We start from the raw sequence: 16,945 nt of genomic DNA, 5'->3' as shown, positions 1-16,945 counted from the left end.
TTTTTTTAATGAAATAATTTCCGTACATTGATTAAAAAAGCTACCTTTGCAGTCACTAAATTATAGTTATCTAATTAGGAGAAATGATTGTAAGGAATTTTATTCAGTATATCTGTTTATTGGCACTTTTACTCTTGCCACTGAAGGGTTTTTCTGAAGGTACAGAAGGGGGCGAGAAGGGCACAGACCTTACGGAAGTAGTAAATTCGCATATTGGTGACGCACACGAGTTTCATTTATTTGAGAAAGATGGGCATTCCTACTCAATGCCTCTGCCTGTTATTCTATGGACGGATAAGGGTTTGGTGTGTTTTCTCTCGAATGCTTTTCATCACGACAATGCGGGGAAAGTGGTTGTGGAGCGCGATGGGCAGCGGTTTGTACGCTACAACGAATGGATTTACTACGCTAATGCTGATGGAGGGGTTCGCCTTGACAGCAAAGGAGGTGTGACCAATGCGCGCCCGCTGAATTTTTCAATTACCAAGAATGTGTTTACGATGCTATTGGTATCTGTACTTCTGGTGCTTATCTTTACTTCAATGGCACGGTCGTACAAGAACAACACGAGAGCGCCGAAGGGGTTAGCGGGCTTTTTAGAGCCTGTTATTCTTTTTGTGCGTGACGACATTGCGGTGCCTAACATCGGTGAGAAGTACTATGGGCGCTATATGCCTTATTTGCTGACGATATTTTTCCTTATCTTATTGGGTAATTTAGTGGGGCTTATTCCGTTTTTCCCTTTTGCGGGAACGATGACTAACAACATTTATTTCACTGGTTTATTGGCTGTATTTACACTGGTGATCACTTTGGTGAGCGGTAGGAAGCACTATTGGCGCGAGATATTTGCGCCTCCTGGGGTTCCTTTGTGGATTTATCCTATAATGGTGCTGGTTGAGATAATGGGCATATTCACCAAGCCTTTTGCCTTGATGATTCGTTTGTTTGCCAATATCACAGCAGGGCATATCATTGTGATCAGCCTTATTTCGCTTATATTTATTTTTGGTAGTATATGGGTATCGCCTGTGTCGGTGCTTTTCACCTTATTTATTGACTTGTTGGAGCTGTTGGTGGCGGTGTTGCAGGCATACGTATTTACGCTACTCTCGGCGCTGTATATCGGTCAGGCGGTAGTAGAGGAGGAGCATCATTGATTAGGGGGCAGAGAGCAGGGGTCAGAGAGCAGAGATCAGAGAAGATATTTACTTAGAGTTGAATTATTAACATTTTAATTTTTTTATTTATGGTTTTAGCAGGAGTTGGGGCTGGATTAGCAGCCATTGGAGCAGGCATCGGTATTGGTAGAATTGGGGCATCCGCATTGGAAGGGATTGCTCGTCAGCCAGAAGCCACTTCAAAGATTCAGACTGTGATGCTTATCGCCGCCGCATTGGTAGAAGGGGTAGCTCTTTTCGCGGTAGTGGTATCTCTCATCGCAAAATAATCAGAAAGTCATCTTGCAACGGTTGGTTGCAAGATGGTTTTTACATTGTAATTAGAATTATAAAAGTAATAAAGAGATATGAATTTAACGAGTCCTGAGAGTTTATTGTTTTGGAATACACTCATCTTTTTGATTTTACTGTATATATTAGCGAAATACGCTTGGAAGCCTATTCTCTCAGCGGTAAAAACGCGTGAGGAGAATATCAATAAGGCATTGGAATCGGCAGAGGAGGCTAAGAAGCAGATACAAAACCTCAAAGCGGACAATGAGCGGCTGCTTGCTGAGGCACGTGCAGAGCGCGATGTGATGCTCAAGGAAGCTAAAGAGATAAAAGACAAAATGATAGCAGAGGCTAAAGGGGAAGCACAAGCAGAAGGTGCTAAACTTATAGCCCAAGCCAGACAAGCTATTGAGAGCGAGAAAAAGGTAGCCTTAGCGCAATTGAAAGATGAGGTAGCAAGCCTTTCGATAGATATAGCTCAGCGTGTGATGCAGAATGAGTTATCAGATACTAAGAAGCAGACTTCGCTCATCAATGAGTATTTAAAGAGTGCCACTTTAAACTAAGAACTTATGTACGGATTTAGAGCAGCCAATCGCTATGCAAAAGCATTGCTAAGCTACACCATTGACCAAGGAACAACGGAGGAAGTGTTTGCAGATATGCAGTTGATACACAATACAGTGAAAGAGAGTAAGGATCTGGAACGATTGCTGATTTCCCCCATTGTGAAAACTACTGTGAAGAAGAATGTACTTGACAGGGTGTTTGCACAAATAACAGCGCCTACAAAGCGCCTTATAAGTCTCTTGATGCAGAATGGGCGTCTGCCGCTACTCAACCAAGTGGCTGAGCGGTTTGTGCTTCAGTACAACATCTACAAGAATTACCAAACAGCCGTAGTTACTACAGCAGTACCCCTATCAAGTGAGACAAAAACTGCGGTACTCAAGAAGGTGCAATCGCTTACTAATAATGAGCATATCACTCTTGAGAGTAAGGTAGACCCAAGCGTGATTGGGGGCTTTATCTTGCGTGTAGGCGATGTGCAGTACAATGCGAGTTTGGCGTATAAGATTGGCAAACTGCAACAGCGTTTTCAAGAGAAATTATTTTTATAGAAAAATTATAGATTAATAAGATATACTATTAAAAGGAAATGGCAGAGATAAAAGCAGCTGAGATTTCAGCGATATTAAAGGAACAGTTAGCGCACTTCGATGCGGAGGCTTCACTCGAAGAAGTGGGCACCGTACTGCAAGTGGGCGATGGTATTGCGCGTATCTTTGGGCTCTCCAACGCTCAGTACGGCGAATTGGTGATGTTTGACAACGGGCTTAAGGGCATCGTGCTCAACCTCGAGGAGGATAACGTGGGGATAACCCTCTTGGGCCCTTCAACCGACATCAAGGAAGGCGACACCGTAAAGCGTACAGGACTTATCGCCTCTATCAACGTAGGCGAGGGCATCGTAGGGCGTGTGGTCAATACCCTTGGGCAACCTATCGATGGCAAGGGACCTATCACAGGTAAGCTCTATGAAATGCCATTGGAGCGCAAGGCACCAGGGGTTATCTTCCGTCAGCCTGTGAAAGAACCACTGCAAACGGGTATCAAGGCGGTAGACGCGATGATCCCTATCGGGCGTGGGCAACGTGAGCTCGTCATCGGCGACCGTCAGACAGGGAAAACTACGGTGTGCATTGATACCATACTGAACCAGAAAGAGTTCTACGATGCGGGTAAGCCTGTGTATTGCATCTATGTGGCTATTGGTCAAAAGGCTTCAACGGTGGCGGGTATCACTAAGACCTTGGAAGACGCTGGGGCTTTGGCATATACTACCATTGTAGCTGCCAATGCGTCCGACCCAGCACCAATGCAGGTATACGCACCTTTTGCAGGGGCTGCCATTGGGGAGTACTTCCGCGATACAGGTCGCCCAGCACTGATTATCTATGACGACCTTTCCAAGCAAGCGGTGGCTTACCGTGAAGTATCGCTGCTGTTGCGCCGTCCACCAGGACGTGAGGCGTACCCTGGAGACGTGTTCTACCTCCACTCACGCCTCTTGGAGCGTGCTGCCAAGGTAATTGAAGACGACACCATCGCACGCCAGATGAACGACCTGCCTGAGAGTATCAAGGATTTGGTAAAAGGTGGTGGCTCGCTGACGGCTTTGCCTATCATTGAAACCCAAGCGGGAGACGTATCAGCCTATATTCCTACCAATGTGATTTCTATTACAGACGGGCAGATATTCTTAGAGTCGGACCTCTTTAACTCAGGGGTACGCCCAGCCATCAACGTAGGTATCTCGGTATCGCGCGTTGGGGGCTCGGCACAAATCAAGTCAATGAAGAAAGTGGCAGGTACTTTGAAGCTCGACCAAGCACAGTATCGTGAGCTGGAAGCCTTTGCAAAGTTTGGTTCCGACCTTGATGCGGCTACTATGGGCGTGATCGAAAAAGGGAAGCGCAATGTGGAGATATTAAAGCAAACACAAAGCGACCCATACCCTGTAGAGAACCAAGTAGCGATTATCTATGCGGGGTCAAAAGATCTTTTGCGTCGTGTGCCTGTAAGCCGTGTAAAAGAGTTTGAAAAGGAGTATTTAGAGTTTTTAAACCTTTCGCATCGCCCTGTGCTCGATGAATTGAAGTCGGGTAAAATCAGCGATGAGGCTATGGCAACTCTTGATAAGGTTGCTAAGGATTTGGCTGAGAAGTACGCGGCGTAGCGGATAGGGGTTAGCGATTAGTGGATAGAACAATGAGAAGGATATTATTTTTTATATGCTTTGCAATAGGTATGCTCGGTTGGGCACAGAAAGCAGCGGTAAAGGCGCATATAGTGATTATTCACGGCTATGATGCCTCGCCTGAGCAGCATTGGTTTCCCTACTTAAAGCAAGCCTTTGAGAGGGAAGGCTGCAAAGTCTCGGTGCTGACAATGCCTACTCCCGCAACCCCCGTTTATAGTCAGTGGGCAGCAACTATCGCAAAAGAAGTGCCTGTATTGGATAAGCATACTTATATCATTGCTCATAGCTTAGGCACTATCACCACATTGAGGTATCTCTCAGAGATGAAAAAGTTGCCAAAGATAGGGGGTATAGTTTTAGTCTCAGCTCTTGATACTAAGTTAGGGGACTTTGCCTTTTTGAATGATTTTATTCCCAAGACAGTTGATTACCCGAAGCTCATTAAAAAGGTAAAACTCAGAGCGGTGATCTCCGCCAAGGATGATGATATAGTGCCTTTTGCCTATAGCGAGGCAGTAGCCCAGCGGCTTCACGCCGATTGGTATCCCTTAGAGTACGGAAAGCACTTCTTGGATAGAGGAGGCTATACAGAGTTTTCCTTAGTAAAGGAGATTGTAATGCGAGCGATAAGAAAATAATAGAATGACTTGGGGATTAGATGCTGTAATTCCTTTGTGGGTACTAGCTTTAGTGGCACTCTTTCTAACCTACTTGATATCTCAGCGTTGGGGAAAGCCACTTAGGTCACTGTTTTTCGTATATGCTTATGCAGTAACCTTTGTGGGATTAGTGGTAGCAGAAGCTGTAGGAAGTTTTATCTATAGCACAAGCAGAGATGTATACATAGCTATGGCCGAGAGCAAAAGCTATGAGGCTAAGGTAGTAGATTATAAGTATACACATACCGAAAAAGGTGATTATAGAGAAAGAGAGCGAACTTATTATGAGCCTATAGTGCAGTTCACCACAGCCTCAGGCAAGCAAGTGGAAACAAAGCTCGATTTTGAAGTGGATCAGTATAACAAAGATAAGCAGTACTATACGATACGCTATAATAAGCAGACGGGTCAGGTGGTAACATTTGGCTTTCCGCTATATATGAAGTGTTTTGGGCTGCTGCTCGGAGTGTTTGTGTTTCTACTACCTCTGATGTGGGCAGTATGGTATGCCTCGGGAGCTGATACAAAGTGGATTACAAACGTCATCATAGCAGTAGTATTTTACTTCTTTGTCCCCGCCCTGATGTTAGGATTAGCCATAGTTTTTGCGTACTATGCAATGTATGGCACGATGATATGGTCAGGAGGCAGCCCTAAAGAAATCACCTCAGGACTGAGAATAGGCCTTTGGGCATTGGCAATATTCTTAGGGCTATCTGCCTTAGCAGGCTACCCAAGAGCACTAATAGACGCCCATAAAAGAGATGATAAGAAAGCAGAGAAAGTAAAAGGAAAATAAAGTAACGTACTATTATTTAATTACTTGATAAGTAAGATAAACAAATGGCAAACTTAAAAGAAATACGTAGCAGGATTGCATCGGTGAGTTCAACGATGCAAATCACCAGCGCGATGAAAATGGTATCGGCGGCAAAGCTCAAGAAGGCGCAAGACGCTATCCTTGCAATGAAGCCGTATGCCTATAAGCTCAAACAGTTGCTTGAGCACCTTTCTTCGGCATTGGGTGACGAGAGCCAATACAGTCCACGTAAGGGTGAGGCAAAGAAGGTGCTCATCGTAGTGATTACTTCCAACCGTGGGCTTTGTGGGGCTTTTAACTCCAATGTGATTAAGAAGGCTTTAGAGCTCGAACAGACTGCTTACAAAGGCAAGGAAGTGCAATTCTACGCTATTGGCAAGAAAGGCAATGATGTGCTTAAAAAGACCGATAGAGTTTACAAAGTAGAGACAGAAGTGTTCGATAACGTTAGCTTTAATAAGGTAACACCATTAGCAGAGGAATTAATGCAGCTGTATGTTACAAGTACTTTTGATGAGATCGTACTCGTGTACAACAGCTTTAAGAATGCGGCTACACAGATCATCACCGATGAGATATTTCTACCTGTGCAGCCTGCTCCAAGTGAGAATGGTGTACAGATAGATTACATCTATGAGCCTTCACAAGAGGAAATTGTAGCAGAGCTTATTCCGCGTTCACTGAAAACGCAGCTCTTTAAGGCGTTGCGTGACTCGGTAGCTTCAGAGCACGGTGCCCGTATGACGGCGATGCATAAGGCTACGGATAATGCTACGGAGCTTATTGGGCAACTCAAACTCACTTATAACAAGGCGCGCCAAGCTACTATCACAGGTGAGATCATTGAGATTGTCGGTGGTTCGGAGGCATTGGCTTAATAAATAGTGATGATACATTATATTACAGCAGATGCTACGGAGCCTCAAGTAGAGGGTAAGGTAGTGATCGTGCATATATGCAATGATATAGGGGGCTGGGGCAAGGGTTTTGTCTTAGCCCTTTCTAAAAAATGGAAGGCACCTGAGAAGCATTACCGCGAGTGGTATGCTTTGGGCGAAGGCTTTGGCTTGGGTGAAGTGCAGTTTGTACAAGTAGCTTCCGAACTATGGATAGCGAACCTCATTGGGCAGCACAATATAGGGAGCGATGCTAAGGGCAATCCGCCGATACGTTATGAGGCAGTGCGTGAAGGGCTGTTAAAAGTAGCTGATTTTGCGGCTGAGATAGGGGCAGGTGTACAAATGCCGCGTATTGGCTGTGGACTGGCTGGAGGTAAGTGGGAAGCCATAGAACCTTTGATAGAGGAGACTTTGGCGTTGAAAGGGGTAGAGGTGTATGTATGCGATTTATAGAAACTAAGTATCTTATAAATAAAAAGGAACTGACATTTCAGTTCCTTTTTATTATCGTACTCGGAGCGGGACTTGAACCCGCACAGGCATTGCTGCCCACTGGATTTTAAGTCCAGCGTGTCTACCGATTCCACCATCCGAGCCTCTATGCATAGGCATAAAAAAAGAGCGAAAAACGGGATTCGAACCCGCGACCTCAACCTTGGCAAGGTTGCGCTCTACCAACTGAGCTATTTTCGCTTAAAATACTATTTTACCTATGAACTTCAATGTACTCCTACATTGCGAGTGCAAAGGTACAACCTTTTTTCAAACCTGCAAATATTTTAGTAACTTTTTTTATAAAATATTTTCAGTACTTCTATAAGTTACATTCTTTCAGGAACTTGTATACCAAGCATTTTAAAAGCTAAGGCAATCACTTCGCTAATTTTCTTACAAAGTGCCACTCTAAACTCTAATTTCACTTCATCTTTCTCACCTAAAATAGATATATTTTGATAGAAAGAATTAAAATCCTTTACCAAGTCATAGATGTAATTTGCGATGACCGCAGGACTGTATGCCTCTGCGGCATCCTGCACAATGGTAGGGAATAAGGTAATCGCCTTGAGCAAGGTTTTCTCTTTCTCGTGCAAATCTGTAGGCAAGGTCTTTGTTTGAACTCTTTTCATAGCGTCATATTTCCGTAGGATTGACTTGATACGAGCGTAGGTGTACTGTATAAAGGGACCTGTGTTGCCTTGGAAGTCAATGGACTCCTTAGGGTCAAATAAGATACGCTTCTTTGGATCTACTTTTAATATGAAGTATTTCAGTGCTCCCAAGCCTATGGTGTGGTATAGCTCCTTTTTTTGCTTGGCATCGTAGCCTTCGAGTTTACCGAGTTCTTGTGAAATCTCTTCAGCGGTGCACTCCATCTCTGCAATCAGGTCATCGGCATCAACTACAGTCCCTTCTCTACTCTTCATCTTTCCTGTGGGAAGGTCAACCATACCGTAGCTCAAGTGGTAAAGGTGCTCAGCCCAATCGTAACCTAACTTTTTCAGTATCAAAAAGAGTACCTTAAAGTGATAATCTTGCTCGTTACCAACGGTGTAGACTACTCCTTTCACATCGGGATAATCCTTGACACGCTGGGTGGAAGTTCCTAAATCTTGGGTAATATACACCGAAGTGCCATCGGCTCTGAGCACAAGTTTCTCATCTAAACCATCGGCGGTCAAGTCGCACCAAACAGAGCCATCGCCTTTTTTATAGAAAACACCCTTCTGTAAGCCCTGTCCTACAACATCTTTCCCCAACAAATATGTCTTACTTTCGTAGTAATTCCTATCAAAATCTACGCCTAAGTTTTTATAAGTTACTGAGAATCCATCGTATACCCAGTGATTCATCTTCTCCCAAAGTGCGATTGTTTCGGGGTCATTTGCCTCCCATTTGCGGAGCATTTCTTGTGCTTCTAAGAAGATAGGTGCTTGCTTTTCAGCCTCTTCTTTTGTCTTTCCTGAGACTATAAGTTGTTGAATTTCTTCTTTATACACCTTATCAAAAGCTACGTAATAGTTACCGACTAACTTATCGCCCTTCAACCCACTACTTTCGGGGGTTTCTCCATTACCAAACTTCTGCCAAGCGAGCATTGACTTACAGATATGAATACCTCTATCGTTGATTATCTGTGTTTTATAGACTTTATGTCCTGAGGCTTTTAGTATCTCAGCGACAGCATAACCCAACAAGTTATTACGAATATGCCCTAAGTGCAACGGTTTGTTTGTATTCGGCGAAGAATATTCCACTAAAATAGCCTCTTTTGAATTAGGGGCAGCCAAACCATAGTTGGGATTATCTTTTATATCAGTGAGAAAATCAATGTAATAGGTATCGGAAATCACCAAGTTTAGGAAGCCTTTGATGACATTGTAAGCAACGACCTCTGGCACTTTCTCTTGGAGATAAGCTCCTATCTGCTGCCCTATCTGTTGTGGATTACCTTTAATTTGTCGTAACATAGGGAATATTACAACAGTGATGTCTCCTTCAAATTCTTTCTTTGTTTGTTGTAATTCAATCGTTTCTAAGGTAGCACCAAAGAGTTCCTGAGCTGCTTTTTGAGTGTATTCTTTTAAAGTTTGTTGTAAATCCATTTGCGATATCATTTTGGAGGGGCAAAGGTACGATTTTTATCGGTAATAGAGGGCTTGTTAGGGCATTTTTTTATTCTTGTGAATGAGAATGGCTCCGTTATCGATCCGTTGGCGCTCCGTTTTGCAATGCGTTTTTTTGCAGAAATGAGGCATTCGTCGATAAAAACAGCCTGTTCGTCGATTTTAGTTGCTAAGGTGAGAAAATGGTATTATCTTTGCGCTGTGATTATACATAATGAATAAGGTGGTGACCAGCAGTAGGAGTCGCTTGATGAGCTCTGCTGCTGTTCACTGACCCTAATTACTAAACTTATGAAAAGAAAACTTTACATATTACCCATAGTGCTGCTCGTTGGCTTTGTAGCACAGGCACAAGATAAGGGCTGGTCGCTGGCGGCGTGCTTGGACTATGCCGAGCGCAATAATATCACCGTGAAGAAAGCGACTGTACAGGCTGAGCAGGCGGCAATCAACCACGCACAGGCGCAACATAATCGCTTACCGAGTGTGAGCGCAAACGCCTCAGCGAGCTTTAACCACGGCTCGGCGATCAACCCGATAAGCAATGGGCGTGAGAGTAGGGAGAACCTTTCGAATAATTTCGGGGTAACGGCTAATGTGCCTCTGTATCAGGGGGGTAAGCTGGGGATTGAGGTGGCCCGGACGGAGTTGCTCACTTCGCAGCAGGAGCTCTATGTGCAGGAGGCTAAGAATAGTATTCGGCTGGCGGTGATCGAGGCGTATTTGCAAGCACTCTATCAGTATGAGGGGATTGCGGTGGCGAAGAACACGGCGGCGTCCTCAGCTGAGCAGTTGACACAGGCACAGAAGCGTTTTCAGGCAGGGGCGATTGCACGTTTGGCGTTGGCGGAGATGGAAACGCAGCACGCAAGCAACGAGTACGCCATTGTAAGGGCAGAGAATGCGTACGCTTCGCAGGTGCTGACGCTCAAGCAGTTGCTGGAGTTGCCACCAAGTACGGATTTTTCTATTAGCACGGAGCTGCAGGATAGCTATGCGGTACCGATACCGAGCAAGGAGGCGGTGTTTGCGGCGGCGGTGGCGCACTTGCCGACTATGAAGATTTACGAGAATAAGAAGGCGGTGGCTGAGAAGGACATACGGCTTGCTAAGGCGGGTTATCTGCCTACGCTCTCGTTGCAGGCGGGGCTGAATACGGGCTTTTCATCGGTGGCGGACTATAACTATAGGACGCAGTTAGATAATAACTTTGGGCAGACGGTGGGTGTATCACTGAATATCCCGATTTTCTCGCAACTAAAGAACCGCAGTAATGTGAAGTTGGCACGGCTCTCGCTTGACACGGCGGAACTTGACCGACAGCAGGCGGAGAAGGAGCTTTATAGCAAGGTGGAGAGTGCGTGGCTGAATGCGACTTCGTACCAGGCACAGGAGGCGTCTTCACGGACGGCGCGCGACAATGCGAAGTTGGCTTATGAGCTTTCGAAGAAGAAATATGAGTTGGGCAGCCTCACGAATACTGACCTTATTGTGAGTGAGAATGCGTATCGGAATGCGGAGCAGACGTACTTGCAGAATAAGTATATGTCGGCGTTGTATGGGGAGTTGTTGCGGTTTTATGAGGGGGGAGAGAGCAGAGAGCAGTAGGGAGGAGTTTGGCAAGTTGAAAAGTACGGAAAAAATAATATATTAGTGCAATAAATAAAATAATAATATGAAGAAAACCATTACATACGTTATCATCGCTGCGGTTGTAGCGGTGGTGGGCTGGGGAGTGTATCACTTCTTTTTCAGCGAGAAGCCCAGCCTTATTACTTTGCAAAAGGAGGCGGCTCGCAAGGGTGATGTTACCACTGAGGTAACCGCTACGGGCAGTGTGCAGCCTGTTGATGAGGTGGAGGTAGGTACGCAGGTGTCGGGCATTATCCGCAAGATATATGTGGACTTTAATTCGCAGGTGAAGAAGGGGCAACTGCTGGCTGAGTTAGACAAGGTGAACCTGCAAGAGGCGGTAGTGAATGCGCAGGCAAACTACAGTTCTGCCCTTAATGAGCTGAACTACTACCAGCAGAACTACAACCGCCAGAAGCAGCTCTACGATGCCCAAGTGATTAGCAGGCAGGACTATGAGCAGGCGTCTTACCAATACACCAACGCTAAGGCAACCGTAACGCAGCGGCTTACGGCTCTTAATCAGGCAAAGACCAATCTCGGCTATGCCAATATCTACGCGCCTATCGATGGTATTATCCTTAGCCGTGAGGTAGAGGAGGGGCAGACAGTAGCTGCGCAGATGAGTGCCCCTACGCTCTTTAAAATCGCCAAAGACCTCACCAAGATGCAAGTGGAGGTGAATGTTGATGAGGCCGATATAGGTCAGGTGAAGGTAGGGCAGCGAGTGAGCTTTACGGTGGATTCGTACCCCAATGAGGAGTTTAGCGGGGTGGTGAAGCAGGTGCGCCTATCGCCCACTACGAGTTCTAATGTAGTAACCTACACGGTGATCGTAGAGGCAGAGAACCCCGATGAGAAGCTCAAGCCAGGGCTTACGGCTACCATTGCCATCTACACCAGCGAGCTGCGTGATGTGCTCATCATCCCTGCCAAGGCGATTAACTTCACTCCCGATGCGCAGACCCTTGCTGCCTATTATCAGCAGCAGCACATCACTGCCCCAGAGCCGAAAGGTGGCGATAGACAAGGCAGAGGAGCACGTGGTGGCAAAGGCAAACACAAGCAAGTGTGGACAATCGATAGCAAGGGCATCCTCACCCCCAAGGCGATCACCATAGGCAGCAGTGATGGCATCAACGTAGAGGTAACAGAGGGCTTGAATGCAGGTGATGAGGTGGTAACTGCTTTAGCGCAAGATCGCCCTGTGCAGCTCGGCAGTAGCGATAGTAATAACAATGGCGAGAAGAAGAGTCCGTTTATGCAAGGCCCCCCACGCCGCAATAACAGCAAAGCAAAATGAGCAAAGCCATTATCGACATACACGCCTTGCGCCGCGAGTTTAAGATGGGCAGCGAGACGCTCCAAGCTCTCAAAGGCATTGACCTCACCGTGGAGGAGGGCGAGTTCGTAACCATTATGGGACCTAGTGGCTCGGGCAAGTCCACCCTGCTGAACATACTCGGTTGCCTTGACCGCCCCACCAGTGGCGAGTATCGGCTGGACGGCATCGCCGTTAAAGACCTCAGTCGCAACCAGCTGGCAGCCATACGCAACACCAAAATAGGCTTCGTCTTCCAGCAGTACAACCTACTGGCGCGCACTACGGCTATTGAGAACGTGGAGTTGCCACTCTTATACAACCCTGCCATCTCCGCCAAAGAACGCCGTGAGCGCGCTATTGAGGCACTCATCAGTGTGGGCTTAGAGAGCCGACTCACGCACGTGCCCAGCGAACTCTCAGGCGGTCAGCAGCAGCGTGTGGCAATAGCCCGTGCCCTTGTCAATCGCCCTGTGATACTACTCGCCGATGAGGCTACGGGCAACCTCGACACCAAGACTTCCTACGAGGTGATGAAGCTCTTTCAACGCCTGAACGACAGCGGTAGCACGATAGGCTTTGTTACCCACGAGGACGACATCGCACGCTTCTCACGCCGCACTGTAGTGCTCAAAGATGGGCATATCATCAGTGATACCCCTGTAACCGATCGCCTCAATGCCACTGCCGAGCTGGATAAGTGGAAACGAGAAAACGCCGATAGAGATTGGTAGGTGCGAGCCGAACAGACAGTTAGTATATAGCTGAGAGCTGATTATACATTATTCACTATAAATTATACATTATTGCCGTGAACATCAAAAACCTATTCAGAATCGCGTGGCGAGCTATCCTGCTCAACAAGACCCGCACCATCCTTACAATGCTCGGTATCATCATCGGCGTTGGCTCTGTTATTACGATGCTTGCCATTGGCGAAGGCTCTAAGCAGAGCATCAAGGAAAACATCTCTAAGATGGGCACCAATATGCTCAACATACGCCCTGGTGCAGGGATGATGGGCGGCGTGCGTATGAGTATGTCCGAAATGCAATCCCTGAAAATGACCGACTATGAGGCATTGCGCAAAGAAGGCACCCTCTTGCGCTACGTATCCCCTGTGGTCAGCGGCAACGGGCAGAGCATCGCAGGCGGCAACAACTGGCCAACGAGCATTTATGGCGTAAACGCCGAGTACCTACCCATACGCGAGTGGAGCGTTGCCGAGGGAGCGATGTTTGGCGAGGATGAAATCAGCTCCTTTGCTAAGGTCGCCGTGATTGGGCAGACGGTCGCCAAAAACCTATTTAAGGACGGCACCAGCCCCATTGGGCAGACCATCCGCTTTAAGAATATCCCCTTTAAGGTGATAGGCGTGCTCGCCAAAAAGGGCGAAAGCAACTTTGGTCAAGACCAAGACGACGTTATCCTCGCACCCTACACCACCGTGCAGAAGCGCATTCTCGCACAAACTTTCCTGCAATCCATCGTAGCCTCTGTGATAGACGAAAGCAAGTCGGACGAGGCGGTAAACCAAGTAAAGAAGATCCTCGAAGCCGCCCACAATCTCGGTGCCAATGACGCCAACGACTTCAACGTCTTTTCGCAACAAGAACTCATCTCCACATTCAGCTCCACCAGCGAGATGCTCACCATGCTGCTCGTTGCTATCGCCAGCATATCGCTGATTGTCGGCGGTATCGGCATTATGAACATAATGTACGTCTCGGTGAAAGAGCGCACCAAGGAGATCGGGCTGCGTATGGCCATTGGAGCCAAGGGCAAGGACATCCTGATGCAGTTCCTCATCGAGTCGGTGCTTATCAGCATCACGGGCGGCGTGCTCGGGGTCATTATCGGGCTCGGCGCGACCTTTGTAGTCGCCACCTTCGTGGGCTGGCCTGTGAGCATTACCTTGTATTCTATTGTAATATCCTTCTTAGTATGTACCATTACAGGGGTTTTCTTCGGTTGGTATCCTGCCCGAAAAGCAGCCGAGTTAGAACCTATTAGCGCCCTCAGATACGAGTAGTGCGAGAGAAACAGGCAATTAGAAATAATAAAAGCTGATGAATATAACTTTACCTCCTTATGCTACAACAGAAGACCTGCAAAAATGTATGGTTATTGTTAGAGAAATATTAGATAGTAAAGCCATTACTATTAATGATGAGCAGTGCCAAGCTATAGCTTTAGAAGTTATGGGTATCTCTTATGCCAAAGGAGGAGACTATTCTTCTGAAATCATCAAGAGTTTTACAGAAAGTTATTTAAAAACATCAAAATATAAAGAATGAAATTCTTAACACACATAGCCTCTTGGGCAGTGGTTTGTATTTTGCCTGCCCTTATTTTTATCTCCGAAAGCAATCACCGATTTGAGGAAGCTCTTTATCGTTCGCTCATATCATTGCCTTTTTTGATGTTTTTGTTCTACATCAGTTTCTATTGGCTTATTGATAAACTGTGGTTTAAAAAACGATATATACTTTTTATATTGGTAGCAGTGGCACTCATTTTATGTATTTCGTACAGCAAATATGAGCTTTTTTCATACTTTAATCCCCGCAAAGATGGACGTAGGATGCCTCCTTTTCACGCTTTTGTCTATTTTGATTTCCTCTCGAACCTCTTACCAGTAGTCTTTGCAATGGCAATACGCTATGCACAACGCAACTTTTCTTTGGAAATTGCTCAGAAAGAAGCCCAAGCTCAGAAGCTACAAGCCGACCTCACCCAACTGAAATACCAGCTGCAACCCCACTTTTTCTTCAATGCGCTCAACAATATCTACTCTCTCATAGCCATCAAGCCCGAGAAAGCCCAAGAGAGCGTCCACAGCCTGAGCAAACTAATGCGCCACTTTATGCAGAAGAGCTCCCAAGAGTACATCCCCCTTTCCGACGAAATCGATTTCCTCCGCCAATACATCGACCTGATGCGCCTACGCCTGACCGACAAAACCCGCGTGGTGGTTGATTTCCCCCGACAGGTGCCTGAGCTTCATATCGCGCCGCTACTCTTCATCTCCTTGGTGGAGAACGCTTTCAAACACGGCGTATCCACCTTAGAAAACACCGAGATCTCCTTCCGACTACTTTCCGAAGAAGGGCGCATACTTTTTTACTCCGAAAACGACATCGTCCCCTCCTCGAACGACTTGTATAGCTCGGGGATCGGCATCGATAACCTCCAAAAACGCTTGGCTTTGCTCTATCCCGATCGCCATCGATACGAGGTGGCAGAGCGCGAAGGGCGTTATTACGTAACCTTAGAAATCATCTTATAAGCTATGAAAACCATCATTGTTGACGACGAACCTATGGCACTCGCGCTCCTTGAGAATTATGTGCAGAAGACGCCCTACTTGCAGCTCGAAGGCAAGTTCAGCAGTGCGCTCGAGGTGCTCGACTTCTTCCATCGTGACGGCGAGGTCGATCTCGTGTATATGGACATACAGATGCCAGAGCTCACAGGCTTAGACCTCTCGCACCAACTGCCCGCCCGCACGATGATTGTCTTTACCACCGCCTTCGATCAGTATGCCCTCGAGGGCTACAAGGTCAATGCCGTGGGCTACCTCTTAAAGCCCTTTAACTATGCGGAGTTCCTCGCCACTGCCGAGAAGGCAAAGCAGCTACACCTCGCCGCCACCGCCAAAGAGCCGAAGAAGGCGTATATCTTTGTGAAGTCGGAATACAAACAAGTGAAGATAACCCTCAGCGACATCCTTTACATCGAGGGCTTAAAGGATTACGTAAAGATCTACCTCAGCAGCGAGCCCAGCCCTGTGCTTAGCCTCTTAAGCCTGAAGAAACTCACCGAGGAGCTACCCGCCGAGCAGTTTATGCGCGTGCACCGATCCTTTATCGTCAATTTGGAGAAAGTAACCACCATCGAGCGACACCAGATCGTCTTCGGGAGCCAGCGCATCACCATTGCCGAAGGTTATAGAGAGGCTTTTGAAGCCTATATCAATGGTGCGCAGGTGTAGTTTGGGAGGCATTAGGCTTTAGGCAAGAGGCATCATAGGATAATCCACAAAAAAAGCGAGTAGATACAACTTACTCGCTTCTTTTTTCTCTTTACTCTCTGCTCTCTACTCTTTGCTCACTCTTTTCTCGTAATGAAAACCACATCTGGCAAGTATGCCCTGTGGCAAAAGTAGTTGGACGAGCGAATTGTACACCGTGCTTTTGAGGGATAATACCATCAATCCAACCTAAATCCATCTTACAACAGATATATTGCACCTCATTCCTCTCTAAAACAGTTAATACTTCGTGAAAAAGACATTTCTTAATGTGCAAAACATAGCCGAAATCAGTATCTATAAGTCTTTCGAAGTCAAAACTACCTCCAAAATAGTGTTCTTCACGTTGTTTTGCAATAGAAACAATTGTCGCAAAAGGGTTTTCAGCTGTATCGAGCACTGCGCGCGTTCCCTCGACGATCAGCGGGTACATCGGCTGATTGATACAACTATCGGTAAGCTCCAACGACTCGTCTTCGGGGATGTTCAACGTCAGAAAGCACTCAAACACACTCGCCACAAGTACCGCAAAGCGTATATTGCCTTCATCTAAGTCATTTTTGATAAGATATTGTACTTTTTTAAAGTTCTTCGCAAAGGTAGAAGGGTAAATCTCCTTAAAAAGGTCGTAATCCGCTTTGCGCAATAAAGAATTTTGCTGGATATAATCAAAAACACCCTTTTCTATCCAGCCAAAACACTCCAAAGGGGAAAGAGTATTCTCATTATAAGTCTCCAT

General features: G+C 46.4%; 18 protein-coding genes and 2 tRNA genes. 16 read left to right on the top strand and 4 right to left on the bottom strand.

All coding sequences use genetic code 11. The features are described from left to right. The first annotated feature begins 83 nt into the window (after window positions 1–83). The 9 genes from atpB (at window position 84) to AXF12_RS03590 (ending at window position 7,049) form a co-directional block, all read left to right on the top strand. On the top strand, window positions 84–1,160 hold the full coding sequence (gene atpB / locus AXF12_RS03630; protein ID WP_066428414.1) for a F0F1 ATP synthase subunit A: 1,077 nt from the start codon (window positions 84–86) through the stop codon (window positions 1,158–1,160). Window positions 1,161–1,249: 89 nt separating this feature from the next. Beyond that, on the top strand, window positions 1,250–1,450 hold the full coding sequence (atpE, locus tag AXF12_RS03625; RefSeq protein WP_066428413.1) for an ATP synthase F0 subunit C: 201 nt from the start codon (window positions 1,250–1,252) through the stop codon (window positions 1,448–1,450). A gap of 78 nt (window positions 1,451–1,528) precedes the next feature. Next, window positions 1,529–2,020, top strand: coding sequence for a F0F1 ATP synthase subunit B (locus AXF12_RS03620; RefSeq protein ID WP_066428410.1), 492 nt, complete (start codon window positions 1,529–1,531; stop codon window positions 2,018–2,020). 6 nt (window positions 2,021–2,026) lie between these two features. Beyond that, window positions 2,027–2,575 carry an ATP synthase F1 subunit delta gene (gene atpH, locus AXF12_RS03615; protein WP_066428408.1) on the top strand — a complete coding sequence of 183 codons (549 nt, stop codon included), beginning with the start codon at window positions 2,027–2,029 and terminating at the stop codon, window positions 2,573–2,575. Window positions 2,576–2,613: 38 nt separating this feature from the next. After that, entirely contained in the window at window positions 2,614–4,194 is a 1,581-nt protein-coding gene (atpA, locus tag AXF12_RS03610) for a F0F1 ATP synthase subunit alpha (RefSeq protein ID WP_066428407.1), read from the top strand. A gap of 32 nt (window positions 4,195–4,226) precedes the next feature. Beyond that, on the top strand, window positions 4,227–4,856 hold the full coding sequence (locus tag AXF12_RS03605; RefSeq protein WP_082752967.1) for an RBBP9/YdeN family alpha/beta hydrolase: 630 nt from the start codon (window positions 4,227–4,229) through the stop codon (window positions 4,854–4,856). A 4-nt stretch (window positions 4,857–4,860) separates the two neighbouring features. After that, window positions 4,861–5,676, top strand: a complete 816-nt coding sequence (locus AXF12_RS03600) for a hypothetical protein (RefSeq protein ID WP_066428403.1) — start codon at window positions 4,861–4,863, stop codon at window positions 5,674–5,676. Window positions 5,677–5,720: 44 nt separating this feature from the next. After that, window positions 5,721–6,575 (top strand): ATP synthase F1 subunit gamma, encoded by an 855-nt coding sequence (atpG, locus tag AXF12_RS03595; RefSeq protein WP_066428401.1) that lies wholly within the window; start codon window positions 5,721–5,723, stop codon window positions 6,573–6,575. A gap of 9 nt (window positions 6,576–6,584) precedes the next feature. Continuing rightward, window positions 6,585–7,049: a macro domain-containing protein gene (locus tag AXF12_RS03590; RefSeq protein WP_066428399.1), complete on the top strand. Its 465-nt coding sequence runs from the start codon at window positions 6,585–6,587 to the stop codon at window positions 7,047–7,049. A gap of 57 nt (window positions 7,050–7,106) precedes the next feature. Here the strand turns inward: AXF12_RS03590 and AXF12_RS03585 are convergent. The 3 genes from AXF12_RS03585 to argS form a co-directional block, all read right to left on the bottom strand. Next, window positions 7,107–7,192 (bottom strand) — tRNA-Leu (locus AXF12_RS03585). 24 nt (window positions 7,193–7,216) lie between these two features. Next, window positions 7,217–7,289 (bottom strand) — tRNA-Gly (locus AXF12_RS03580). Window positions 7,290–7,417: 128 nt separating this feature from the next. Next, the gene (gene argS, locus AXF12_RS03575; RefSeq protein ID WP_066428398.1) at window positions 7,418–9,199 is read right to left on the bottom strand and encodes an arginine--tRNA ligase; all 1,782 of its coding nucleotides are present in this window, start codon (window positions 9,197–9,199) and stop codon (window positions 7,418–7,420) included. Between the two features lie 312 nt (window positions 9,200–9,511). Between argS and AXF12_RS03570 the strand changes: the two genes are divergently transcribed. The 7 genes from AXF12_RS03570 (at window position 9,512) to AXF12_RS03540 (ending at window position 16,167) form a co-directional block, all read left to right on the top strand. Further along, on the top strand, window positions 9,512–10,828 hold the full coding sequence (locus tag AXF12_RS03570; RefSeq protein ID WP_066428396.1) for a TolC family protein: 1,317 nt from the start codon (window positions 9,512–9,514) through the stop codon (window positions 10,826–10,828). A gap of 67 nt (window positions 10,829–10,895) precedes the next feature. After that, entirely contained in the window at window positions 10,896–12,155 is a 1,260-nt protein-coding gene (locus AXF12_RS03565; protein WP_066428394.1) for an efflux RND transporter periplasmic adaptor subunit, read from the top strand. Further along, window positions 12,152–12,907, top strand: a complete 756-nt coding sequence (locus tag AXF12_RS03560; RefSeq protein ID WP_066428392.1) for an ABC transporter ATP-binding protein — start codon at window positions 12,152–12,154, stop codon at window positions 12,905–12,907. Before AXF12_RS03565 ends, AXF12_RS03560 begins: the two co-directional genes overlap by 4 nt. A gap of 77 nt (window positions 12,908–12,984) precedes the next feature. Next, entirely contained in the window at window positions 12,985–14,205 is a 1,221-nt protein-coding gene (locus AXF12_RS03555; RefSeq protein ID WP_066428385.1) for an ABC transporter permease, read from the top strand. A 37-nt stretch (window positions 14,206–14,242) separates the two neighbouring features. Beyond that, window positions 14,243–14,470, top strand: a complete 228-nt coding sequence (locus AXF12_RS03550) for a hypothetical protein (RefSeq protein ID WP_009410383.1) — start codon at window positions 14,243–14,245, stop codon at window positions 14,468–14,470. Beyond that, a complete protein-coding gene (locus AXF12_RS03545; protein ID WP_066428382.1) occupies window positions 14,467–15,462 on the top strand; it encodes a sensor histidine kinase in 996 nt (331 codons plus the stop codon). Before AXF12_RS03550 ends, AXF12_RS03545 begins: the two co-directional genes overlap by 4 nt. Before the next feature lie 3 nt (window positions 15,463–15,465). Beyond that, complete coding sequence (locus AXF12_RS03540; protein WP_066428380.1) at window positions 15,466–16,167, top strand: LytR/AlgR family response regulator transcription factor; 702 nt, start codon at window positions 15,466–15,468, stop codon at window positions 16,165–16,167. 91 nt (window positions 16,168–16,258) lie between these two features. Here the strand turns inward: AXF12_RS03540 and AXF12_RS03535 are convergent, their stop codons facing one another. Continuing rightward, complete coding sequence (locus AXF12_RS03535) at window positions 16,259–16,945, bottom strand: L-2-amino-thiazoline-4-carboxylic acid hydrolase (protein ID WP_066428378.1); 687 nt, start codon at window positions 16,943–16,945, stop codon at window positions 16,259–16,261.

This window comes from Capnocytophaga haemolytica (genome assembly GCF_001553545.1).
GTDB lineage: Bacteria > Bacteroidota > Bacteroidia > Flavobacteriales > Flavobacteriaceae > Capnocytophaga > Capnocytophaga haemolytica.
This window is presented reverse-complemented; position numbering and strand designations above follow the sequence as displayed.